The organism is Microbacterium sp. MDV22-iso44, assembly GCF_058629135.1.
The window spans coordinates 376862-399252 of record NZ_JBZVWS010000001.1 but is presented as its reverse complement, the minus strand read 5'-3'; the positions used below and the strand labels follow the sequence as shown (position 1 = coordinate 399252).

Sequence of the window (22391 nt, the reverse complement as noted above, 5' to 3'; positions counted from 1 at the left end):
CTCAGTCTACAGGTCGCCGCGCGCTTGTGACGCCTGCGCCCGGCTCACCGGCTGAGAAGCTGCCGCTTCGAGCTGAGGACCCCGGTGTCGAAGCCCGCCAGGTGCAGACCGCCGTGGAAGCGCGCGTGCTCGATCTTGACGCACCGGTCCATGACGACCGACAGACCCGCGTCGGCGGCGATCTTCGCGGCGCCCTCGTGCCACGAGCCGAGTTGCAACCAGAGGGTCGAGCCACCGGCATCCACCGCCTCCTCCGCGACGCCGGGCAGGTCGTCGTGCTTGCGGAAGACGTCTACGATGTCGGGGACGACGGGCAGGTCGGCGAGCGACGCGTAGGCGGGCCTCCCGAGGATCTCGCTCGCCCGCGGGTTGACGTAATAGACGTCGTACGGCGAGCTTCCGCTCAGGTAGGTGGCGACGAAGTAGCTCGCGCGCGCCGGGTTGTCGGAGGCACCCACGATCGCGATCGTCTTCGCCCGGCGGAGGATCTCGAACCTCTCCTGCGGACCGGCGGCGGGCCACGTCCGCACATCGTTCTCCGCCGCCGGAGCGCCGGGCAGTGCGCAGGCGGCGCCGTCGGCCGGTGCCGGCGGGGACGGAAGGGCGCAGGCGTTCGGATCGGTCATCGGGAGACTCCTGTCGCGGCGGTGAGGGCCTGATCGAGGTCCCAGACGATGTCCTCGGGGTCTTCGAGACCGACCGAGATGCGGATGAGGTCGGCCGGCACCCCGGCGGCGACGAGCTGATCCGCGCTGAGCTGCTGGTGCGTCGTCGAGGCGGGGTGGATGACGAGCGTCCGGGCGTCGCCGATGTTGGCGAGGTGCGAGGCGAGCTGGAGCGCGTCGATGACCGCCTCCCCCGCCCGGCGCCCCGCGGCGACGCGGTCGTCCTCGTTCGCGGCGTCGTCTCCCGCCTTCACGCCGAACGCGAAGACCGATCCCGGCCCGAGCGGGAGGTACTTCTCGGCCCGTTCGCGGTGGGGGTGATCCGGCAGCCCCGCCCACGTGACGAACGAGACCCGGGGGTCTGAGGCGAGCCACTCGGCGACGATCCGCGCGTTCGCGCCGTGCGCGTCGATCCGCTGCGGCAGGGTCTCGATGCCCTGCAGCAGCAGGAAGGCGGAGTGCGGGCTGAGAGCCGCACCGATGTCGCGGAGCTGCTCGCTCCGGAGCTTGGTCAGGAAGCCGTACTCGCCGAAGTTGTCCCACCACTTGATGCCGCCGTACGAGGCGACCGGCTCGGTCATCTGCGGGAACTTGCCGTTCCCCCAGTCGAACGTCCCCTTCTCGATCACGACGCCGCCGAGGGTCGTGCCGTGTCCGCCGAGGAACTTGGTCACCGAGTGGATGACGATGTCCGCGCCGTGCTCGAGCGGGCGCGCGAGGTAGGGGGTCGCGAGGGTCGAATCGACGACGAGCGGGATGCCGGCGGCGTGAGCGACCTCGGCGAGACCCTCGATGTCGGCGATCTCGCCCGACGGGTTGCCGATCGTCTCGACGTAGAGGACCTTCGTCTCGGGACGGATCGCCGCCGCGTAGTCGGCCGGATCGCTGGAGGCGACGAAGGTCGTGTCGACGCCGAACCGGCGGAGCGTCACGTCGAGCTGCGTCACCGTGCCGCCGTAGAGCTGCGCGGAGGCGACGACGTGGTCGCCGACCCCGACGAGCGCGGCGAACGTGATGAACTCCGCACTCATCCCCGACGCGGTCGCCACCGCCCCGATACCGCCCTCGAGCGACGCGAGGCGCTCTTCGAGGGCCGCGACCGTCGGGTTGCCGATGCGCGAGTAGATGTTGCCGTACTTCTGCAGCGCGAACAGGTTCGCGGCATCCGTCGCGTCGTCGAAGACGAAGGAGGAGGTCTGGTAGATCGGCACGGCGCGGGCGCCGGTCGCGGCATCCGGTGTTCCTCCCGCGTGCAGTGCGCGCGTGCGGAAGCCGAAGCGGTGTTCGTCAGTCATGTTCTCTTTCTGGCGGATGGATGCCGCAGGTCACGCCGCGGCCAGCGCGGCGGCGATGCGGTCGACGGCGTCGGGGTTCTGCAGCGACGTGGTGTCGCCGAGGGGCGCGGGTTCACGTCCGGCGCGGCGGTCCTGCTCGGCCTCCCACAGCTGGGCGAGAAGGCGGCGGAGGATCTTGCCGGAGCGGGTCTTGGGGAGGTCGGGGACGACGACCACATGACGGGGCTTGGCGACCGGGCCGATCTCGCGGGCGACATGCGCGCGGAGGGCGGCGGCATCCGGCTGCCCCGCCCCGGACGGGACGACGAACGCGGCGACGGCGTGACCGGTGATCGGGTCGACGACGCCGGTGGTTCCGGCCTCTCCGACGGAGGTGTGCGCGACGAGCGCCGATTCGATCTCGATCGTCGACAGCCGGTGGCCCGAGACGTTCACGACGTCGTCGAGGCGGCCGAGGATCCAGATGTGGCCGTCGGCGTCGCGGGTCGCGCCGTCGCCCGCGACGTAGTACCCACCGTGCTCGCCGTGCCCGGCAAAGGTCGACCAGTAGGAGTCGCGGTACCGTTCGGGGTTTCCCCAGACGGTCCGCGCCATCCCGGGCCAGGGACGACGGACGACGAGGGTGCCCGATCGGCCCGGCTCGACCTCGCGACCGTCCGGGTCGACCACCGCGGCGTCGATCCCCGGGAGCGGCACGCTCGCCGAGCCCGGCTTCAGCGTCGTGACCCCCGGGAGCGGAGCGATCATGGCGGCGCCGGTCTCGGACTGCCACCACGTGTCGACCACGGGGACCTCGTCGCGTCCGAAGGCGCGGCGGAACCACGCCCACGCGGCGGGGTTGATCGCCTCGCCGACGGTGCCGAGGAGGCGGATGCTCGACAGGTCGTGGCCCTCGGGGAGGTCGTCGCCGAACCAGGTCATGAAGGTGCGGATGAGGGTGGGCGCCGTGTAGTACACCGTCACGCCGTACCGCTCGATGATCTCGAGGTGGCGCTCCCGGTGGGGCGCATCGGGGGTGCCCTCGTAGATGACCTGCGTGAGCCCGTTCGACAGCGGCCCATAGATCTCGTAGGTGTGGGCCGTCACCCAGGCGAGGTCGGCGGTGCACCAGTGGACGTCGTCGGGCTTCGCGTCGAAGTGCGCCCAGTGGGCCCAGCTCGCGTGCGCGAGGTACCCGCCCGAGGTGTGGACGAGGCCTTTCGGCTTTCCGGTCGTGCCCGACGTGTAGATGATGAAGAGCGGATGCTCCGCATCGAACGGCGTCGCCTCGTGGACGGGCGATGCCGTGTCGACGACGTCGTGCCACCAGACGTCGCGGCCGGGCGTCCAGGGCACGTCGCTGCCGGTGCGTCGGATGACGAGCACGTGCTCGAGCGCGGGCAGGCCTGCGGCGGCGATGTCAGCGGCGGACTTGACCTCGACCGCTCCCCCGCGTCGGAACTGACCGTCGCTCGTCACGAGCAGCTTCGCGCCGGTGTCCTCGAGGCGGAACCGGACGGCCTCGGCCGAGAACCCGCCGAACACGAGCGAGTGCACCGCGCCGATGCGGGCGCAGGCGAGCGCGATGACGACGGTCTCGACGAGGACCGGCAGGTAGACGACGACGCGGTCGCCGGGCTGGATGCCGAGGGCGATGAGCGCATTCGCGGCCTGCGACACCCGGCGCCGGAGGTCGGCGTAGGTGACCGCGGTGCGGTCGCCCGGCTCGCCTTCGAAGTACAGGGCCACCTTCTCGCCGCGCCCGGCCTCGACGTGACGGTCGACGCAGTTCGCCGCGACGTTCAGGGTGCCACCGTCGAACCATCGGGCGACAGGGATCGACAGGTCGCCTTCCGCGGAACGGACGGGAGGGCGCCAATCGAGGGCGGTGTGCCACGGCGTCTGCCAGTCGAGCCGCCGGGCGGCGTCCTCCCAGAACGCGATCGGATCGGCCGCGGCATCCGCGTACGCACCCTGTGACACGTTCGCCTGCGCGGCGAAGGCCGACGGGGCAGGGTACGCGCGCGTCTCGACGAGGCGGAGCTCTTCGGCGGAGTGACCCGTCATGCCCATCTCCTCAGCAGACGGCGCTGCAGCAGGGTCACGAGCGCGTTCGACAGCGTCCCCAGCGCCGCCAGGATGACGATCGCGAGGAAGATGCGATCCACGCGGCCGGTGCTCTGCGCGTCGGTGAGGAGGAACCCGAGTCCCATCGACGCCGCGAGGAGTTCGGCGGCGACCAGGAAGAGCCAGGCCTGTGCGAGCGCGAGGCGCAGCCCCGAGATCAGGGCAGGAACGGTCGCGGGGAGCTGGACCGACCGGAACAGATCCCAGCCGCGGAGGCCGAAGGAGCGTCCCATCTCGACGAGGTGCGGATCGACGTGCCGCAGAGCGCCCGCAACCGTCGTGAACATCGGGAAGAACGCGCCGATGGCGACGAGAGTGACCTTCGAGTCCTCGCCGATCCCCATCCAAAGCAGGAGGAGCGGAACGAGCGCAAGGGAGGGGATCGCGCGGAAAGCGGCGAGGATCGGGCTCAGCAGCACGTCGCCGGAGCGCGTCAGCCCAACGATGGCCGCAACCGCCAGTCCGACGAGCGATCCGAACACGAACCCGAGAACGACGCGCTGCACCGAGATCGCGACGTGGGTCCACAGCGCGCCGCCCTCGGCGAGCTGGATCGCCGCGACCACGACGTCGACCGGAGCCGGGAGCCGGTAGGTCGGGATGAGACCCAAGCCCGTCACCGCCTGCCAGAGCGCGAGGACGGCGAGGGGGACGACGAGACCTCCGATGATGCGGACACTCGTCCGGGACCAGAACGGCCGCACCGCCGCGACGCCCGAAGGCGCTGCGGCGGTGGCGGTCGTGTCGACGGATGCCGTCATCGTCAGCCCGCCGCCTTCTCGGCGAAGGACGGCTCGATGATCGTGTCGAGTGCCTTGTCGACGGCATCCTGCCCGCCGGTCACGGCGTCGGAGTCGACGAGGACGGGCGCGATCTTCTTCAGGACGGCGAGCTGAGCCTCACCGGGGACGCCGCTGACGTCGAGGTTCGAGCGCTCGCCGATGACGGTCGTCGCGACCTTCGGGTCGATCCCGGCCACCTTCGCGAGCAGCGACGCGGTCTCGTCGGGGTGCGCCAGCGCCCAGGTGCGCGCCTCTTCGTAGGCGTCCACGACGACCTGCGCGACGTCCTTGTGGTCGGTGAGGAAATCCTCGGTCGCGTTGAGGAAGCCGTAGGAGTTGAAGTCGACGTTCCGATAGATGAGCTTGTCGCCGGACTCGACCTCTGCGGCCGCCATGATCGGGTCGAGGCCCGCCCACGCGTCGACGGAGCCGCCGTCGAGGGCGGCGCGCCCGTCCGCGTGCTGCAGGTTCTGCACGTCGACGTCCTTGACGCTCAGTCCCTCGGTCTCTAGCGCCTGCAGGAGGAAGAAGTACGGGTCGGTTCCGCTCGTCGCGGCGACCTTCTTGCCCTTGAGATCGGCGACCGACGTGATGTCGCTGTCGGGGCCGACGACGATGGCCGACCACTCAGGCTGCGAGTACACATCGATGACCTTGATCGGCGAACCGTTCGCCCGAGCGAGGAGCGCGGCCGAACCGGCCGTCGAACCGACGTCGAGGGCGCCGGCGCGGAGGAGTTCGTTCGCCTTGTTCGACCCGGCGGACTGGGTCCACTCGACGTCGACGTCGTCGCCGAGAGCCTTCTCGATGAGCCCCTGGTCCTTCACGACGAGGCTGAGCGGGTTGTAGGTCGCGAAGTCGATCGAGAGGGTGTCGGTCGACCACGATCCGGCGCTCGCGCCATCGGAGGACGAGCTCGCGTTCTCGCCCGCGAGGCAGCCCGTGGCCATGAGCATCACCACAGCACCCACGGCGAGGGCGGGAACGGTGCGGCGGATGACGGTGCTCATCGGGTCTCCTGAGGGGTTGAGCGGTGGGTGTCGACGCCGAGTCCGTCGAGGAGCTCGGCGCGGAGGTCCGTGAAGCCGCGATCTGCGCGGTCACGGGGACGGATGCCGGGGACCTCGATCACACGGGCGATCGAGGAATCCTCGGAATCGGCATCGATCGCGCGCAGCTGGAGCACGCGATCTGCCAGATACAGGGCCTCCTCCACGTCGTGCGTCACGAGGACGACAGTCGTGGGTTCGGCGGAATGGATGTCGAGGAGCAGGTCCTGCATGCGGAGCCGCGTGAGCGCGTCGAGTGCTCCGAACGGCTCGTCGAGCAACAGCACCTCGGGACCGCGGGCGAGGGCGCGCGCGAGCGACGCCCGCTGCGCCATGCCGCCCGACACCTCACGCGGCCGGAGTGACGCGGCACCGGTGAGCCCGACGAGCTCGAGCAGCTCCGCGACGCGCGCCGACACGTCGGGGCGCGCGGTGCCGCGCGGCATCCCGATCTCGACGTTCTGCGTGAGGGTGCGCCACGGCAGCAGGCGCGGCTCCTGGAAGGCGACGGCAGTGCGCGCGTCGGTGTCGCGGAGCGGCGTGCCGTCGACGGTCACCGACCCGGCGGACGGGGCGTCGAGCCCCGCGAGGAGCCGGAGCAGCGTCGACTTCCCGCATCCCGAGGGCCCCACGACCGCGATGATCTCACCGGGCTCGATGTCGAGATCGACGCCACGGAGGACGGGCACCGGTCCCGCCGCGCCCGCGAACGTCCGGCGGACACCCGACAGCGACACGGCGCCGCGCGGGGCGGCAGCGCTTCGGACGGCGTCGGAGGCGGTGAGGACGGCGGACATGCCCCCCAGCCTTCCGGAAGGTGCCGGATCGCCCGCATCGCGTCGTAACGGTGTGAAACGAAGCAGTGGCGGGAGCCGTCCCCCGGGGTCAGCGTGCGAGTCGGGCGATCTCCGCCGCGGCACGCGCGACGTCGTCGTTCACGACGCGGTAGTCGAACTCGCCCTGCGAGGCGAGCTCGACGCGCGCGGTCTTCAGACGGCGCGCACGCTCCTCCTCGCCCTCGGTCCCCCGCCCGACGAGCCGGTTCACCAGCTCGTCCCAGCTGGGCGGGAGAAGGAAGACCAGCGTCGCGTCGGGAGCGGCGGCGCGCACCTGGCGGGCGCCCTGCAGATCGATCTCGAGGAGGACCGTCCGTCCCTCGGCGAGGGCGGCGTCGATCGGGCGACGCGGCGTGCCGTAGCGGTAGGCGTTGTGCACCGTCGCGTACTCGAGGAGGTCGCCCGCCTCGACCATCCGGTCGAACTCGGCGTCGTCGACGAAGAAGTAGTGCTCGCCTTCGACCTCGCCCGGTCGCGGCGGTCGCGTGGTCGCCGAGACCGACAGCAGGATCTCGGGGTGGTGCTCCTTGATGTGGGCGGCGACCGTCCCCTTCCCCACTGCGGTGGGGCCGGCGAGGACGATCAGACGGCTGCGTGCGTCACGGGCGCGCGGCTCGGGGAGGCGACGGTCGAGGTAGTCCTGCAGCACCTGGCGCTGACGGATGCCGAGGCCCCCGATCTTCTTGACCGGAGCGATCTGCAGATCGGCCAGGATGCGGTCGCGCTTGCCCTCGCCGATCGCGGGGATCGCGGTGAGGAACTCGGTCACGCGCATCGCCGCGGCGGCCGACTGCGGCTCCGCCCACGCGTGGCGCAGCAGGTCCTGCGGGCTGATGACGCGCGTCGACACGTCGCGCTTGAGCGCGGCACGTTCACGGCGCGCGGCGACGGCGCGACGGGACGCGGCGGCGCGGTCGACCTCGGGGGGTGTGCGGGAGTCAGGCATGTCGGGCGTCCTGGAGTTCGGAGTTGTGGGTGTCGATGGCGGCGGCGATCCCGTCGGGACCGGCGCCGAGGATGCTGCGGCTGGCGCTGGCGAGGACCTGGGGCGCCAGGGACCCGAAGCGCTCGGAGATGTCGCGAAGGCGGGCACCCTGCGCTCCGAAACCGGGGGCGAGGAGGGACGCGCGGTGCAACGAGGCATCCGTCAGTCCCAGATCGGCGCGCTCCACTGTAGCCCCGACGACGAAGCCGACCGGGCCGAAACGGTCGCCTGCGACCACAGCGGACGAATTCGCCGAACCGGCGCGTTGCGCGACCCAGTCCGCGACCGTCTGACCGCGCTCGGCGTCGACGGTCGTGAGCTCGGCGGACTGCAGGCCGGCGGCCTCGGGGTTGCTCGTCGCGGCGAGGACGTAGACGCCCTTGCCCTCGCGGACGGCGGTCGCGATGGTGCCGCGGAGCGAGTCCGGTCCGAGGTAGGGGCTCACGGTCACGGCATCGGACTCCAGGGGCGATCCCGCTGAGAGCCACGCCTCGGCGTAGCCGTCCATGGTCGTCCCGATGTCGCCGCGCTTGGCGTCGGCGATCACGACGAGGCCCGCCGCGCGGGCCGTCCCGATGACCTCTTCGAGCGCGGCGTACCCGGCGGCCCCGTAGCGCTCGAAGAACGCCACCTGCGGCTTGACCACGCCGACGCGGGTGCGCGCGGCATCCACCACGCGCAGGCCGAAGTCGCGGACACCCGTAGCGGATGCCGGGAGCCCCCACGCGTCGAGGAGCGACGCGTGGGGGTCGATGCCGACGCACAGCGGACCGCGGGCGTCGACCGCCGCGGCCAGCCGCGAACCGAATGAGGTCACACCGACGCCTTCCGGTCGGCGGCGTACTCCTGCAGGCTCCGGACGGCGAAGCCCTCGCGGAGGACCGGCATCGCCGAGACGGCGGCGCCGAGGACGGCCATCGTGGTGAACAGCGCCTTGTCCGCGGCCACCGCGGCGGCGCGGATCTCGTACCCGTCCGCACGGGCGATGCCGCCCGACGGGGTGTTCACGACGATGTCGATCTCACCCGCGTTGATCAGATCGACGACGTTCTGCTCGCCCGAGGCCTGCGTCTCGGAGTACTTGGAGACCACCTTCACCGTGATGCCGTTGCGAGCCAGGATCTCCGCCGTGCCCTCCGTCGCGATGAGGGTGTAGCCGAGCTCCTGTAGCCGATGCGCCGGCAGGATGACGGCGCGCTTGTCGTCGTCGGCGACCGAGAGGAAGACGGTTCCCGAGGTCGGCATCCCGCCGTAGGCTGCGGCCTGGCTCTTCGCGAACGCCGTCGGGAAGTCGCGGTCGATGCCCATGACCTCACCGGTGGAGCGCATCTCGGGTCCGAGGACCGAGTCGACGGTGCGACCGTCCGCGGTCCGGAACCGCTTGAACGGGAGGACGGCCTCCTTGACGGCGACGGGGGCGTCGAGCGGCACCCGCGAGCCGTCCTGTTCGGGGAGGAGACCCTCCGCGATCAACTCTGCGATCGACGATCCGGCCATGATGCGGCTCGCCGCCTTGGCCATCGGGATACCGAGAGCCTTCGACACGAACGGGACCGTGCGCGAGGCGCGCGGGTTGGCCTCGATGACGTAGAGCACGCCCGCCGACACGGCGAACTGGACGTTCAGGAGCCCGCGGACGCCGACGCCCTCGGCGATGGCGTGCGTCGCGATGCGTACGCGATCGATCTCACCGCGCCCGAGCGACATCGGCGGCAGGGTGCACGACGAGTCACCGGAGTGGATGCCGGCCTCCTCGAGGTGCTCCATGACGCCGCCGATGTAGAGCTGCTCGCCGTCGAAGAGCGCGTCGACGTCGATCTCCACCGCGTCGTCCAAGAAGCGGTCGACGAGAAGCGGGGCGTCGTCGCGGATGATCGCCTGGTCGGCGATGCGCACGAAGTAGTCGCGCAGGCTCTCGGTGTCGTAGACGATCTCCATGCCGCGGCCGCCGAGCACGAAGCTCGGACGCACGAGCACGGGGTAGCCGATCTCTTCCGCGATCGCGATGGCGCCCGCCTCGTCGGTCGCGGTGCCGTGGCGCGGGGCGGTGAGGCCCGCGCGGTCGAGCAGCTGCGAGAAGAGCTCGCGCTCCTCGGCGATGTCGATCGCGGCGGGCTTCGTGCCGAGGATCGTGTAGCCGGCGGCCTCGATCCCCTTCGCGAGTCCGAGCGGCGTCTGACCGCCGAGCTGGCAGACGACGCCGACGATCTCGCCGGACTGCGCCTCCGCGTGGAGCACCTCGAGGACGTCCTCCAGCGTCAGCGGCTCGAAGTACAGCCGGTCGCTGGTGTCGTAGTCGGTCGAGACCGTCTCCGGATTGCAGTTGACCATGATGGTCTCGAAACCGGCATCCGACAGCGCGAACGACGCGTGGACGCACGAGTAGTCGAACTCGACGCCCTGCCCGATGCGGTTGGGACCCGACCCGATGATGACGACCTTGCGTCCTTCACTGGGGGTGACCTCGGTCTCGCGGTCGTACGAGGAGTAGTGGTACGGCGTCAGCGCGGGGAACTCCCCCGCGCACGTGTCGACCGTCTTGTAGACGGGGCGGAGGCCGAAGCCGTGACGGATGCCGCGCACGTCCGCCTCGCCGAGGCCGCGGAGCTCCGCGATCTGCGCGTCGCTGAAGCCGTGGTCCTTCGCGAGGCGCAGGACGTCCTCGGTCAGATCGTCCGCCTCGCGGATGTACTCGGCGACCTCGTTGATGAGGATCATCTGGTCGAGGAACCAGGGGTCGATCGCGGTGGCGTCGAACGCCTGCTCGAGGGTGGCGCCCTTGCGGAGCGCCTGCTGCAGCACGACGATGCGACCGTCGGTGGGCGTCTTCGAGATCTCGAGGAGCTCCTCCATCGAGCGCTCCTCGGGCCCCCAATGGAAGCTGGAGCCGCGCTTCTCGAGCGAGCGGAGCGCCTTCTGGAGGGCGGTCGTGTAATTGCGGCCGATCGCCATGGCCTCACCGACCGACTTCATGGTGGTCGTGAGCGTCGTGTCGGCGGCGGGGAACTTCTCGAAGTTGAAGCGGGGCACCTTCACCACGACGTAGTCGAGTGTCGGCTCGAAGCTCGCCGGCGTCGCCTTCGTGATGTCGTTGGGCACCTCGTCGAGCCGGTACCCGATGGCGAGCTTCGCGGCGAGCTTCGCGATCGGGAAACCGGTCGCCTTCGAGGCGAGGGCCGACGAGCGCGAGACGCGCGGGTTCATCTCGATGACGATGATGCGGCCGGTCGCCGGGTCGACGGCGAACTGAATGTTGCAGCCACCGGTGTCGACGCCGACGGCGCGGATGATGTCGATGCCGATGTCACGGAGCTTCTGGTACTCGCGGTCCGTCAGGGTCAGCGCCGGCGCGACCGTGATCGAATCGCCCGTGTGCACGCCGACGGGGTCGACGTTCTCGATGGAGCAGACGACGACCGTGTTGTCGGCCGTGTCGCGCATGAGCTCGAGCTCGTACTCCTTCCATCCGAGGATCGACTCCTCGAGGAGCACCTCGGTCGTGGGCGAGTCGCGCAGGCCCGCGCCGCCGATGCGGCGGAGGTCCTCCTCGTTGTACGCGAAGCCGGATCCGAGCCCACCCATCGTGAAGGAGGGGCGGACGACGAGCGGGTAGCCGAGCTCCGCCGCACCGGCGAGCAGGTCGTCCATCGTGTGCGCGATGACACTGCGGGCGACGTCGGCGCCGCACTCGAGCACCAGCTCCTTGAAGACCTGACGGTCCTCGCCCTTGCGGATGGCCTCGACCTTCGCGCCGATCAGCTCGACGCCGTACTTCTCGAGGATGCCGCGGTCGTGGAGGGCCATCGCCGCGTTCAGGGCGGTCTGGCCGCCGAGGGTCGGCAGGATCGCGTCGGGCTTCTCCTTGGCGATGATCGTCTCGATCACCTCGGGGGTGATCGGCTCGACGTACGTCGCGTCGGCGAAGTCGGGGTCGGTCATGATCGTGGCCGGGTTCGAGTTGACGAGGATGACGCGGACGCCCTCCTCGCGGAGGACCCGGCACGCCTGGGTGCCCGAGTAGTCGAACTCGCAGGCCTGGCCGATGACGATCGGGCCCGATCCGATGACGAGGACGCTCTGGATGTCGTCGCGCTTAGGCATTCTTCGTCTCCTGGGTGGCGACCACGAGGTCGCGGAAGCGGTCGAACAGGTAGTTGGCGTCGTGCGGGCCGGCGGCGGCCTCGGGGTGGTACTGCACGCTGAACGCCGGGAGGTCGAGGGCACGGAGCCCCTCCACCACGTTGTCGTTGAGGCCCACGTGGCTGACCTCGACGCGGCCGTAGCCGTTCGGGCTGTCGATGACGCCCTCGAGGGGCGCGTCGACAGCGAAGCCGTGGTTGTGCGCCGTGATCTCGACGCGGCCCGTGGTCTTGTCGAGGACCGGCTGGTTGATGCCGCGGTGCCCGAAGGGCAGCTTGTACGTCCCGAACCCGAGGGCGCGGCCGAACAGCTGGTTGCCGAAGCAGATGCCGAAGAACGGCAGGCGGGCGTCGAGGACCTCGCGCAGGAGCGCGACGTGACGATCGGATGCCGCGGGGTCGCCGGGGCCGTTCGAGTAGAAGACGGCGACGGGGTCGACGGCCTGGATATCGGCGAACGAGATCGTCTGCGGCAGGACGTGGACCTCGAACCCGCGGGCGGCGAGGTTGTTCACGGTGGCCTGCTTCACGCCGAGGTCGAGGATCGCGAGGTTGCCGATCTTCTCGCCCACCGCGGGAGTCACCTCGGCGGCGGGCACCGAGACGTCGGCGGACAGGTTCTGCCCGCTCATCTCGGGAGCCTCGCGCACGATGCGCAGTTGCTCGTCATCGGTCAGGGATGCGGCATCCCCCGAGAAGACGCCGCCGCGCATGGACCCGGCCGAGCGGAGCACGCGGGTCACGGCACGCGTGTCGATGCCGCTGATGCCGACGATGCCGTCGCGGACCAGGGCGTCCTCGAGCGAGTGGTCGGCGCGCCAGTTCGACACGATGCGCGAGGGGTCGCGCACGACGTACCCCGACACCCAGATGCGGCGGGACTCGTGGTCCTCGCCGTTCATGCCGGTGTTGCCGATGTGCGGTGCGGTCTGGAGAACGATCTGACCCGCGTAGGACGGGTCGGTGATCGTCTCCTGGTACCCGGTCATCGCCGTGGCGAAGACGACCTCGCCGAGGGTGGTGCCGCGGGCGCCGTAGGCGTGCCCGGGGTGTCGGGAACCGTCCTCGAGGACGAGGACGGCGGGTTCGGGAGCTTGGAATCTCTGAATGCTCATGCGTCGCTTCCGGGAATCTGCTGGGGAGAGGTGGGAGAAGAGGTGGCGGGCAGGACCCGGCTGATCGCGTCGCTGAGCGATCGCGCGGAGAGGTCCTGCGGGCGGAGGTAGCTGTCGACGACCGTGCCTTCCGGGGTGGTCCACGCGAGACGGACGAGGCCGTCGCGCTCGACGACCCGGTCGATGGCGACCGTCGCCTGGTCGACCGCGACGAGGGCGTCCGCGGCGAGGAAGATCCGCGGCTGGCCGGTCAGATCGAGCGCCACGCCGGCATCGGTCACGGTCACGTCGACGCGGGACCGGAAGGCGAGCCCGCGGATCGCGAGCCGCTCCAGCGGATCGCCGTGACGGGTCGTGGCGACGTACAGGCCCTCTGAACGGAGGCTCGTGACGGCGCCGTCCGGGGCGTCACCGACCGGGGCGGACAGGCCCGCGTCCCGCCTCGATCGTCGTCGCCAGGCGATCAGTCCGACCACGATCAGCAGGACGGCGACCGCCGCCATGACGAGGACGGCAGCCTCGCGGGTCACGAGGAGACCTCGGCGACGACCGCGCCATCGGCGACGGTCTGCCGGCCGCGGAAGAACGTCGCCCGGACCTCGCCCGGCAGTTCCCGCCCGAGGTAGGGCGAGTTCACGCTGCCTCCCCGCAGGTCGTCCGTGCTGAACGCGCGGACCGGCGCCGGGTCGTAGAGGGCGAGGGATGCCGGGGATCCGACCGCGATCGGGGTCCCGGCATCCGCGAGCCGGCCGATGCGGGCGGGGGCTGCGGACATGACGCGGACGACGTCGGACCACTCGAGCAGGCCGGTGTCGACCATCGCGGCGTGCACGACGCGGAGGGCGGACTCGAGTCCGACCATCCCGTTGGCAGCCGCCTGCCATTCGCAGGTCTTCGCCTCGGCAGGGTGCGGGGCGTGGTCGGTCGCGACGATGTCGATCGTGCCGTCGGCGAGTCCCTCGCGGACGGCGCGCACGTCCTCGTCCCGCCGCAGCGGCGGGTTCACCTTGAACCGCGGATCGTAGCCGCGCACGAGGTCTTCGGTCAGCAGCAGGTGATGGGGCGTGACCTCAGCCGTGACGTTGATGCCGCGCTTCTTCGCCCACCGGATGAGGTCGACGGAGCCGGCGGTCGAGAGGTGGCAGACGTGCAGGCGCGATCCGACGTGTTCGGCCAGGAGGACATCGCGCGCGATGATCGACTCCTCGGCGACGGCCGGCCATCCCGTGAGGCCGAGCTCGGCCGACACGGTGCCCTCGTTCATCTGGGCACCCTCGGTCAGGCGGGGATCCTGCGCGTGCTGTGCGACGACGCCGTCGAAGGACTTCACGTACTCCAGCGCCCGGCGCATGATGAGCGGGTCGAAGACGCAGAAGCCGTCGTCGCTGAAGACGCGGACCCGGGCTCGCGACGAGGCCATCGCGCCGAGCTCAGCGAGTCGCTCGCCCTTCTGCCCGACGGTCACGGCGCCGATCGGCTGGACGTGGGCGTAGCCGGCGGCCTCGCCCAGGGCGAGCTCCTGCTCGACGACGCCGGCGGTGTCGGCGACCGGTGAGGTGTTCGGCATGGCGAACACCGTCGTGTAGCCGCCGGCGGCGGCCGCGCGCGACCCCGACAGGATCGTCTCGGATGCCTCGTAGCCGGGCTCGCGCAGGTGGGTGTGCAGGTCGACCAGGCCGGGCAGCGCGATCAGGCCGTCCGCGTCCACCGTGCGTGCGCCGTTCGCGCTGACACCCGTGCCGAGCTCGGCGATGACGCCGTCCGTGATCAGGATGTCCGCGGCGACGCCGCCATCGATCCGCGCCCCGCGGATGAGGATGCTCTCGCTCATCGGGCCTCCTCCTGTGGGTGGGTGGTGGGTCGCTCCCCCGCCAGGAGCAGGTAGAGCGCCGCCATGCGGACCGAGACACCGTTCGCGACCTGCTCGAGCACAGTCGATCGTGGTGAATCGGCGGCGTCGGCGGAGATCTCCAGACCCCGGTTCATGGGCCCGGGGTGCATCACAATGCTACCGGTCGGAAGAGATCCCATCCGCGCGGCATCCAATCCCCAACGGCGTGAATACTCCCGTTCAGTGGGGAAATAGGCGGCGTTCATCCGCTCCAGCTGGATGCGGAGCATCATGACGGCATCCGGCGCCGAGGCGATCGCCTGGTCGAGGTCGTAGGAGATCGTCACAGGCCAGGCCGAGACGTCCTGCGGGACCAGCGTCGGAGGTGCGACGAGGGTGACCCGCGCGCCGAGCGTCGTGAGCAGCCAGACGTTCGACCGTGCGACGCGCGAGTGCAGGATGTCGCCGACGATCGCGACGTGGAACCCCGCGAGGTCGCGGCCCCTGCTGTCGTCGCCGAAGAAACGCTTGCGGATGGTGAAGGCGTCGAGCAGCGCTTGCGTGGGGTGCTCGTGCGTGCCGTCTCCGGCGTTCAGGACCCCGGCGGAGATCCAACCGCTCGTCGCGAGCGTGTGCGGAGCGCCCGACGCGCCGTGGCGGATCACGACGGCGTCGGCGCCCATCGCCTGCAGGGTCTGCGCCGTGTCCTGAAGGGACTCGCCCTTGGAGACCGAGGACCCCTTGGCCGAGAAGTTGATGACGTCGGCCGAGAGCCGCTTCGCGGCCGCTTCGAACGAGATGCGCGTGCGCGTCGAGTCCTCGAAGAAGAGGTTGACGACGGTCTTACCGCGCAGCGTCGGCAACTTCTTCACTTCGCGGGACTGCGTGTCGCGCATGTCCTCGGCGACGTCGAGGATGCGGAGCGCGTCCTCGCGCGCAAGGGTGCGGGTGTCGAGGAGGTGTCTCATGAGGCGATCGTCACCTCCTCGGCACCGTCGACGTCGGTCAGCCGCACGTTGACGCGCTCCTCCCGCGAGCTCGGCAGGTTCTTGCCGACGAAGTCCGGGCGGATGGGCAGTTCGCGGTGACCCCGGTCGACGAGGATCGCGAGACGCACTACGGCGGGCCGTCCGATGTCCTGCAGGGCGTCCAGGGCGGCGCGGATGGAGCGGCCCGAGAACAGGACGTCGTCGACGAGGACCACGGTCTTCGCGTCGATGCCGCCGGGCGGGATCTCGGTCGGGCGCGGCGCCCGCGTGGGATTGCGGTGCAGGTCGTCGCGGTACATCGTGACGTCGAGCGAGCCGACCGGGACGGTCACGCCCGTGAACGAGGCGATGAGCTCGGCGATGCGTTCGGCGAGGGTGACGCCGCGGGTGGGGATCCCGAGGAGCACGAGCCCGTCGGGGCCCTTGTTCGACTCGAGGATCTCGTGAGAGATGCGCGTGAGTGCGCGGGCGATGTCAGCGTCGTGCAAGACGATGCGCGAAGTCATCCGCCGCTCCCTTCTCCGCCTCACAGGACGGTGTTAAAGGTTGCTTGTTCGAGACCACTCTAGCGGGGCGGGGCGGTGAGCCGCGGCATCCGCTCGCCCTGTCGGCCGTCCTTCCCGCGGACATCCGCCTTCCCGAGGACGGATCGCGGGCCGACATTCCGCGGGAAGACGGATCTCCGCTCGATCGCCGGCGCGAGCCCTCTCCACAGCTCGATTGGATGGCCACCCGCCCACAGGATCGCCCGCGGTCGTGGTGCCGGCCTGGGGGCAAGCCACGCTGAACGCATGGACGTGCGGGAGTGGGTGCGGCGTCACGGCGGAGTGGTGCGGACTGCAGATTTGAGGGATGCCGGCTACTCGCGCCATCGCATCGGTGCCGCAGGACTCGAACGGCCGCGTCGCGGATGGGTCGCCGTGCCCGAGGCGGATCCGCTCCTGCGGAGCGCGGCGCGTGCGGGCGTCCTCCTCACGTGCGTAACGCAGGCGCGACGCCTCGGTCTCTGGAGCGTGAACGACGACGGCAGCCGGGCGCACGTGGGTGCGCCTGCGGCATCCGGTTCGGTCTCAGCCCCTCACGCGCGGGTGCACTGGAGCACCCCCCTGATCGCACGCATCCCGGGGTCCCTCGAGGACCCCGTCGAGAACGTCCTGGCGATCGTGGCCGAGTGCCGCCCGTTCGAGCAGGCGCTCGCCGTCTGGGACTCCGCGTTCCGGCAGGGCCTGGCATCCGGCGAGGTCATGCGGAGGTTCGACCTCCGCCCGGCGGCGCGGCGCGTGCTCGCAGACGCGTGTGCACATCTCGACTCCGGACTCGAGACGTTCGTCTTCGTGCGACTCCGATGGATTCCTGCCGCCGTCCACCCGCAGGTCCACCTGCTCGGCCACCGTGTCGACTTCCTCATCGGCGAGAGGCTCGTGTTGCAGATCGATGGGGGTCATCATGTCGGCGCCCAGCGCGACGCCGACAACACCCATGACGCGTTGCTGACCCTGCACGGCTACACGGTCATCCGGGTCGGCTACGCCGACGTGATGCATCGGTGGCCGGAGGTCCAAGACCGCATCCTGCGCGCCCTGGCGCAGGGGCTGCACCTCTCATGAGGATCAGCGGTTCACCGGAGATCTGCGTTCCAGCGGACGGCATCGCACGCGATCGTCCTCGGGAGCGCAGATCTCCGCGTGAGCGCAGCCCACGCCCCGGCTCAGGAGCGCGCGATGCGTGCGAGGACGCCGTGGACGAACGAGCCGGAGTCGTCGGTGGAGAATTCCTTGGCGAGCTCCACCGCCTCATCGATCGCGACGGCGGTCGGGACCTGGTCGTTGTGCAGGATCTCCCAGACGCCCATTCGCAGGATCGCGCGGTCGACCGCCGGCATCCGCTCGAGCTTCCAGTCACGCGCGTGCGTGATGATCTGCTCGTCGATCTCGCTCTGAGCATCGATGACGCCGTCGACGATCTCGCGGGCGTAGAGCCAGGAGGCCTCGCGGGCGGGTTCGTTCGCCGCGCGCTTCGCCTCTGCGGCGAGCGTGACACCGAGGTCGTCACCGCGGATGTCGGCCTGGTACAGGATGTCGAGGGCGCGCTTTCGCGCCTTGCTCCGTGCGCTCATCGCGCGGTCAGCTCACGCGGCCGAGGTAGTCCCCGGTACGCGTGTCGACCTTGACCTTGGTGCCCTGCTCGACGAACAGCGGGACCTGGATCTCGTAGCCGGTCTCGAGCGTGGCGGGCTTCGTGCCGGCCGACGAGCGGTCGCCCTGCAGGCCCGGCTCGGTGTAGGTGATCTCGAGGACGACGGAGGCCGGCATCTCGACGTAGAGCGGGTTCCCGTTGTTGAGCGCGATCTGGACCTGCTGGTTCTCGAGCAGGTAGTTGGCGGCGTCGCCGACGACGGTGGCCGTCACGCTCAGCTGGTCGTAGTCGGCGACGTCCATGAAGACGTAGCTGTCGCCGTCGTTGTACAGGTAGGTGAAGTCGCGGCGGTCGACGTTCTCGATCTCGATCTTCGCGCCCGCGTTGTACGTGCGGTCGACGGTCTTGCCGGAGACGACGTTCTTGAGCTTCGTGCGGACGAAGGCGCCACCCTTGCCGGGCTTCACGTGCTGGAACTCGACGACGTTCCAGAGCTGTCCGTCGATGGACAGGACGACGCCGTTCTTGATGTCTGCAGTGGATGCCATGAGAGTGCGATTTTCCGTTCGGTGAGTTCGGGGCCGATGCGGCCGACGATCGATTCTACGGGATGCCGCGGCATCCGCCCCGGAAAGCGGTCAGCTCGCGAGGGTCGAAAGCAGTTCGCGGGTCGCGTCGGCGTACCCGGCGACCCCTCGGCCGGCCACGTGGACGACGGCGACGTCGGCGACGTAGGAGTGGTGCCGGAAGGGCTCGCGCGCCGAGACGTCGGAGATGTGGACCTCGGCGACGGGCAGCGCCACCCCCGAGAGGGCGTCGCGCAGCACGACGGAGGTGTGCGTCAGCCCGCCCGGGTTGATGACGATCCCCGCGCAGTCCGTGCGGGCCGCGTGGATCGCGTCGATGAGCACGCCCTCGTGGTTGCTCTGCACCGCCCGCACCTCGTAGCCGGACTCCGCGGCCGTCCGCTCGACGAGCGATTCGACGTCGGCGAGGGTCGCAAGCCCGTAGACGTCGGGTTCCCGGATGCCGAGCAGGTTCAGGTTCGGTCCGTTGACGAGGAGCAGGCGGCGGGAGGTCGACACGTGACGACCCTAGTGGGAGGGGCGGTGCATCTGGATCTCGCGACCAACCTGCGTGTCGAGGGCGAGCCCGGTCGCCGTGAAACCGAGCCGGCGGTAGGCCGCCTGCGCGCGGGCGTTGTCGATGTGGACGTCGAGGGTGAGCCCGTCAGCGCCGGCGGTCTCGGCCCAGACGGATGCCTCCGCCACCAGGGCGTCGAGGACGCCGCGACCGCGATGGCCCGGGTCGACGAAGACACCCACGAGCTCGGCCCGCGGGGCGGCGACGCGGCGTCCGAGCGCGTCGGTCGCACCGGCATCCCGGACGAGGACGGTCGCAGAGCCGATCCACCGCTCTCCCGAGATCGCGACGAACTGAGCCGCGTTCTCGCCCATCGCCGCATCCGCGGTCCGCGACTGCCAATGCGCGTCGTCCCGGGCCAGCTCCTGCTCGCGGGTGGTCAGGAAGGCGATGGATGCCGCCGGATCGCTCACCGCGCGGATGCGGAGGTCGCGGACCTCGCGCCACTCCTGCAGGCGGATGCGGCGGACCGCGGCATCCGTCACCCGGCGATCTCCTGGTACGCGGCGAACAGCAGCGACTCGTCGGGGGCCTGCATGACGGTCGGCTTGCCGATCGCGTCGAGGACGATGAAGCGGAGCATGCCGGCGCGCGACTTCTTGTCGCGCTGCATGACGCCCAGAAGGTGCTGCCAGCCGTCCATGCGGTAGGTCGTCGGGAGGCCGAGCATGTCGAAGATGCGACGGTGCCGGGCGACGTCCTCGTCGGAGAGACGCCCCGCCAGTCGCGACAGTTCGGCGACGTACATCATGCCGATCGAGATGGCGGCGCCGTGACGCCAGCGGTACCGCTCGGCGTGTTCGATGGCGTGCCCCAGGGTGTGCCCGTAGTTCAGGACCTCACGGAGCCCCGCCTCGCGGAAGTCCTCGCTCACGACACGCGCCTTCATCTCGATCGCGAGCTCGATGCAGCGGCGGAACTCGTCGGTCGAGGGGTCGACGGCGGCCTCGGGGTCGCGCTCGACGATGTCGAGGATCTCGGGGAACCAGATGAAGCCGGCCTTCACGACCTCGGCGAATCCGGCGACGATCTCGTTGCGCGGCAACGTGTCCAGCACGTCGAGGTCGCAGATCACCGACCGCGGCGCCCAGAACGCGCCGACGAGGTTCTTCCCCTCGGCCGTGTTGACGCCGGTCTTGCCGCCGACGGCGGCATCCACCATCCCGAGGACCGTCGTCGGGATCTGCACGATCTGCACGCCGCGCAGCCAGGATGCCGCGACGAACCCGGCGAGGTCCGTCACAGCGCCGCCGCCGAAGCCGATGACCGCGTCGGTGCGAGTGAAGTCGGCCTGGCCCATGACCTGCCAGCAGAAGGCCGCGACCTCGATGCGCTTGCCGTCCTCGGCGTCGGGGATCTCTGCGATCAGCACCTCGAGCGCGTCGTCGGCGACGAGGAGGTCTCGGAGCTCCGAGGCCTTCGCCCCCAGGCGCGGGGTGTGGACGATCAGCACCTTCTTCACCGTCGGGGCGAGGTGATCGCGGACTCCGGCGAGGAGTCCCCGCCCGACGTGGATGTCGTAGGGAGTCGCGCCGGTGACGCTGATGGTCGTGTGGGTCATGGGGTGACTCCCGGAATGTCGGCGGCGGGCTCGGCCCAGTCCGCGATGGCGGTCACGATGTTCTCAAGTGGCCCGGATGAGGTGTCGAACGTCGCGTCGGCGACGGATTCGTACAGTGGTCGGCGCTCGGCGTAGATGCGCTCCCAGCGCTGGATCGGCGTCTCGTCGCCCGCCGAGAGCAGGGGGCGGGATGCCGCTTCGCCCAATCGACGCGCGACGACGCGAGGAGCGACGGTGAGGAGCGCGACGCGATGTGCCCGAAGCCGCTCGCGCGTGGTCCCGTCGAGGACCGCTCCGCCGCCGAGCGACACGACGCCGCCGCGCGACAGCGCCTCCTCGACCGCGTCGCGCTCGAGTTCGCGGAAGCGGGGCTCGCCCTGCGTCGCGAAGAGCTCCGCGATCGGTCCGTGCGCTCTCACGACCATCGCATCGGTGTCGTGGAAGGTCCGGCCGAGCCGCTTGGCGACCCGCTTGCCGACACTCGTCTTACCGGCCCCCATCGGACCGATCAGGACGATCGACGACGGCTCAGGCGAGGTCATGCGCGAGGAGTGCCGCCTCGGACGCAGGGGTCGTCTTGAGCGTCTCGGGGATCGCCGCGAGGTAGGTCTCGAGGTTGCGACGCGTCTCACGGATGCTGTCGCCGCCGAACTTCTCGAGTACGGCATCGGCGAGCACGATCGCGACCATCGCCTCGGCGACGACGCCCGACGCGGGAACCGCGCAGACGTCCGAACGCTGGTGGTGGGCCGCAGCGGTCTCGCCGGTGGCCACGTCGACCGTGCGCAGCGCGTGCGGGATCGTCGCGATCGGCTTCATGCCGGCCCGGACGCGGAGCACCGTGCCGGTCGACATGCCGCCCTCGGTCCCGCCGGCGCGGTCGGAGGCGCGCGTGATGCCGCCTTCCGTCGCGAAGAGTTCATCGTGCGCGGCGGACCCGCGGCGACGCGTCGTCTCGAACCCGTCGCCGACCTCGACGCCCTTGATCGCCTGGACGCTCATGAGGGCCTGGGCGAGCTTGCCGTCGAGACGGCGGTCCCAGTGCACGTGCGATCCGAGCCCCGGGGGAAGACCGTAGGCGAGCACCTCGACGATGCCGCCGAGGGTGTCGCCGTCCTTCTTCGCGGCATCCACTTCGGCGACCATGCGCTCGGAGGTCGCCGGGTCGAAGCAGCGGAGCGGATCGGCGTCGAGCGCGTCGACGTCGTCGGGACCGGGGAGCTCCGCCCCCTCGGGCACCTGCACGGGGCCGATCGAGAGCGTGTGGCTCACGAGGCGGATGCCGAGCTCGGACAGAAAGCTGCGGGCGATCGCGCCGAGCGCGACACGAGCGGCCGTCTCGCGGGCGCTGGCGCGCTCGAGGATCGGACGGGCCTCATCGAAGTCGTACTTCTGCATGCCCACGAGGTCGGCGTGACCGGGGCGGGGCCGGGTGAGCGCGGCGCCGCGGCCACGGGAGCGTTCACTCAGCTCGGTCGGCTCGGGGCTCATGACCTCGACCCACTTGGGCCACTCGGTGTTGCCGATACGCAGGGCGATCGGACTGCCGAGCGAGAGGCCGTGTCGGACGCCGCCCGAGAGGTTCAGCTCGTCCTCCTCGAACTTCATCCGCGAGCCACGGCCGTAGCCGAGCTTGCGTCGAGCGAGGTCGGCGCGGATCGCGTCGAGCGAGACAGGGACGCCGGAGGGCAGGCCCTCCATGATGGCGACGAGTTCGGGGCCGTGGGATTCGCCGGCGGTGAGCACGCGGAGCATTGAC

Annotated in this window: 22 protein-coding genes; 1 reads left to right on the top strand and 21 read right to left on the bottom strand. The window is 70.6% G+C overall.

Annotation, left to right across the window (positions count from 1 at the left end; translation table 11 throughout):
- Positions 1 to 44: 44 nt before the first annotated feature.
- From AC4NN1_RS01980 to pyrR, 14 genes are all read right to left on the bottom strand, one after another.
- Positions 45 to 626 carry a CoA-binding protein gene (locus tag AC4NN1_RS01980; protein ID WP_491954416.1) on the bottom strand — a complete coding sequence of 194 codons (582 nt, stop codon included), beginning with the start codon at positions 624 to 626 and terminating at the stop codon, positions 45 to 47.
- Positions 623 to 1960, bottom strand: coding sequence for an O-acetylhomoserine aminocarboxypropyltransferase/cysteine synthase family protein (locus AC4NN1_RS01975; protein WP_311856730.1), 1338 nt, complete (start codon positions 1958 to 1960; stop codon positions 623 to 625). The genes AC4NN1_RS01980 and AC4NN1_RS01975 overlap by 4 nt, the downstream gene beginning before the upstream one ends.
- Before the next feature lie 30 nt (positions 1961 to 1990).
- The gene (gene acs / locus AC4NN1_RS01970) at positions 1991 to 4006 is read right to left on the bottom strand and encodes an acetate--CoA ligase (protein ID WP_491954415.1); all 2016 of its coding nucleotides are present in this window, start codon (positions 4004 to 4006) and stop codon (positions 1991 to 1993) included.
- Positions 4003 to 4827: an ABC transporter permease gene (locus AC4NN1_RS01965; protein WP_018186754.1), complete on the bottom strand. Its 825-nt coding sequence runs from the start codon at positions 4825 to 4827 to the stop codon at positions 4003 to 4005. Before AC4NN1_RS01965 ends, acs begins: the two co-directional genes overlap by 4 nt.
- 2 nt (positions 4828 to 4829) lie before the next feature.
- Positions 4830 to 5858: an aliphatic sulfonate ABC transporter substrate-binding protein gene (locus tag AC4NN1_RS01960; RefSeq protein WP_020097296.1), complete on the bottom strand. Its 1029-nt coding sequence runs from the start codon at positions 5856 to 5858 to the stop codon at positions 4830 to 4832.
- Positions 5855 to 6694: an ABC transporter ATP-binding protein gene (locus AC4NN1_RS01955; protein ID WP_336123634.1), complete on the bottom strand. Its 840-nt coding sequence runs from the start codon at positions 6692 to 6694 to the stop codon at positions 5855 to 5857. Before AC4NN1_RS01955 ends, AC4NN1_RS01960 begins: the two co-directional genes overlap by 4 nt.
- Before the next feature lie 88 nt (positions 6695 to 6782).
- On the bottom strand, positions 6783 to 7679 hold the full coding sequence (gmk, locus tag AC4NN1_RS01950; protein ID WP_018186751.1) for a guanylate kinase: 897 nt from the start codon (positions 7677 to 7679) through the stop codon (positions 6783 to 6785).
- On the bottom strand, positions 7672 to 8535 hold the full coding sequence (gene pyrF, locus AC4NN1_RS01945) for an orotidine-5'-phosphate decarboxylase (RefSeq protein ID WP_491954414.1): 864 nt from the start codon (positions 8533 to 8535) through the stop codon (positions 7672 to 7674). The genes gmk and pyrF overlap by 8 nt, the downstream gene beginning before the upstream one ends.
- A complete protein-coding gene (carB, locus tag AC4NN1_RS01940) occupies positions 8532 to 11819 on the bottom strand; it encodes a carbamoyl-phosphate synthase large subunit (RefSeq protein WP_491954413.1) in 3288 nt (1095 codons plus the stop codon). The genes pyrF and carB overlap by 4 nt, the downstream gene beginning before the upstream one ends.
- Entirely contained in the window at positions 11812 to 12972 is a 1161-nt protein-coding gene (gene carA / locus AC4NN1_RS01935) for a glutamine-hydrolyzing carbamoyl-phosphate synthase small subunit (protein WP_491954412.1), read from the bottom strand. Before carA ends, carB begins: the two co-directional genes overlap by 8 nt.
- Complete coding sequence (locus AC4NN1_RS01930) at positions 12969 to 13502, bottom strand: PH-like domain-containing protein (RefSeq protein WP_491954411.1); 534 nt, start codon at positions 13500 to 13502, stop codon at positions 12969 to 12971. Before AC4NN1_RS01930 ends, carA begins: the two co-directional genes overlap by 4 nt.
- Positions 13499 to 14803 carry a dihydroorotase gene (locus AC4NN1_RS01925; protein ID WP_491954410.1) on the bottom strand — a complete coding sequence of 435 codons (1305 nt, stop codon included), beginning with the start codon at positions 14801 to 14803 and terminating at the stop codon, positions 13499 to 13501. Before AC4NN1_RS01925 ends, AC4NN1_RS01930 begins: the two co-directional genes overlap by 4 nt.
- Positions 14800 to 15771, bottom strand: a complete 972-nt coding sequence (locus tag AC4NN1_RS01920; protein ID WP_491954409.1) for an aspartate carbamoyltransferase catalytic subunit — start codon at positions 15769 to 15771, stop codon at positions 14800 to 14802. Before AC4NN1_RS01920 ends, AC4NN1_RS01925 begins: the two co-directional genes overlap by 4 nt.
- Positions 15768 to 16298, bottom strand: a complete 531-nt coding sequence (pyrR, locus tag AC4NN1_RS01915) for a bifunctional pyr operon transcriptional regulator/uracil phosphoribosyltransferase PyrR (RefSeq protein WP_491954408.1) — start codon at positions 16296 to 16298, stop codon at positions 15768 to 15770. Before pyrR ends, AC4NN1_RS01920 begins: the two co-directional genes overlap by 4 nt.
- 285 nt (positions 16299 to 16583) lie before the next feature.
- On the opposite strand from pyrR, the gene AC4NN1_RS01910 reads away from it, so the two are divergent.
- Positions 16584 to 17399 carry a DUF559 domain-containing protein gene (locus AC4NN1_RS01910; RefSeq protein ID WP_491954407.1) on the top strand — a complete coding sequence of 272 codons (816 nt, stop codon included), beginning with the start codon at positions 16584 to 16586 and terminating at the stop codon, positions 17397 to 17399.
- 101 nt (positions 17400 to 17500) lie between these two features.
- Here AC4NN1_RS01910 and nusB read toward each other — a convergent pair whose 3' ends face one another.
- From nusB to aroC, 7 genes are all read right to left on the bottom strand, one after another.
- Positions 17501 to 17908 carry a transcription antitermination factor NusB gene (gene nusB / locus AC4NN1_RS01905; RefSeq protein WP_018186743.1) on the bottom strand — a complete coding sequence of 136 codons (408 nt, stop codon included), beginning with the start codon at positions 17906 to 17908 and terminating at the stop codon, positions 17501 to 17503.
- Between the two features lie 7 nt (positions 17909 to 17915).
- Positions 17916 to 18476: an elongation factor P gene (efp, locus tag AC4NN1_RS01900; RefSeq protein ID WP_018186742.1), complete on the bottom strand. Its 561-nt coding sequence runs from the start codon at positions 18474 to 18476 to the stop codon at positions 17916 to 17918.
- A 90-nt stretch (positions 18477 to 18566) separates the two neighbouring features.
- Positions 18567 to 19013 carry a type II 3-dehydroquinate dehydratase gene (locus tag AC4NN1_RS01895; protein ID WP_491954406.1) on the bottom strand — a complete coding sequence of 149 codons (447 nt, stop codon included), beginning with the start codon at positions 19011 to 19013 and terminating at the stop codon, positions 18567 to 18569.
- Positions 19014 to 19022: 9 nt separating this feature from the next.
- On the bottom strand, positions 19023 to 19556 hold the full coding sequence (locus tag AC4NN1_RS01890; protein WP_491954405.1) for a GNAT family N-acetyltransferase: 534 nt from the start codon (positions 19554 to 19556) through the stop codon (positions 19023 to 19025).
- Positions 19553 to 20632, bottom strand: a complete 1080-nt coding sequence (gene aroB / locus AC4NN1_RS01885; RefSeq protein ID WP_018186739.1) for a 3-dehydroquinate synthase — start codon at positions 20630 to 20632, stop codon at positions 19553 to 19555. The genes AC4NN1_RS01890 and aroB overlap by 4 nt, the downstream gene beginning before the upstream one ends.
- Complete coding sequence (locus AC4NN1_RS01880) at positions 20629 to 21174, bottom strand: shikimate kinase (RefSeq protein ID WP_491954404.1); 546 nt, start codon at positions 21172 to 21174, stop codon at positions 20629 to 20631. The genes aroB and AC4NN1_RS01880 overlap by 4 nt, the downstream gene beginning before the upstream one ends.
- Positions 21161 to 22387 (bottom strand): chorismate synthase, encoded by a 1227-nt coding sequence (gene aroC, locus AC4NN1_RS01875; protein ID WP_363458957.1) that lies wholly within the window; start codon positions 22385 to 22387, stop codon positions 21161 to 21163. Before aroC ends, AC4NN1_RS01880 begins: the two co-directional genes overlap by 14 nt.
- Between the last annotated feature and the right edge of the window lie 4 nt (positions 22388 to 22391).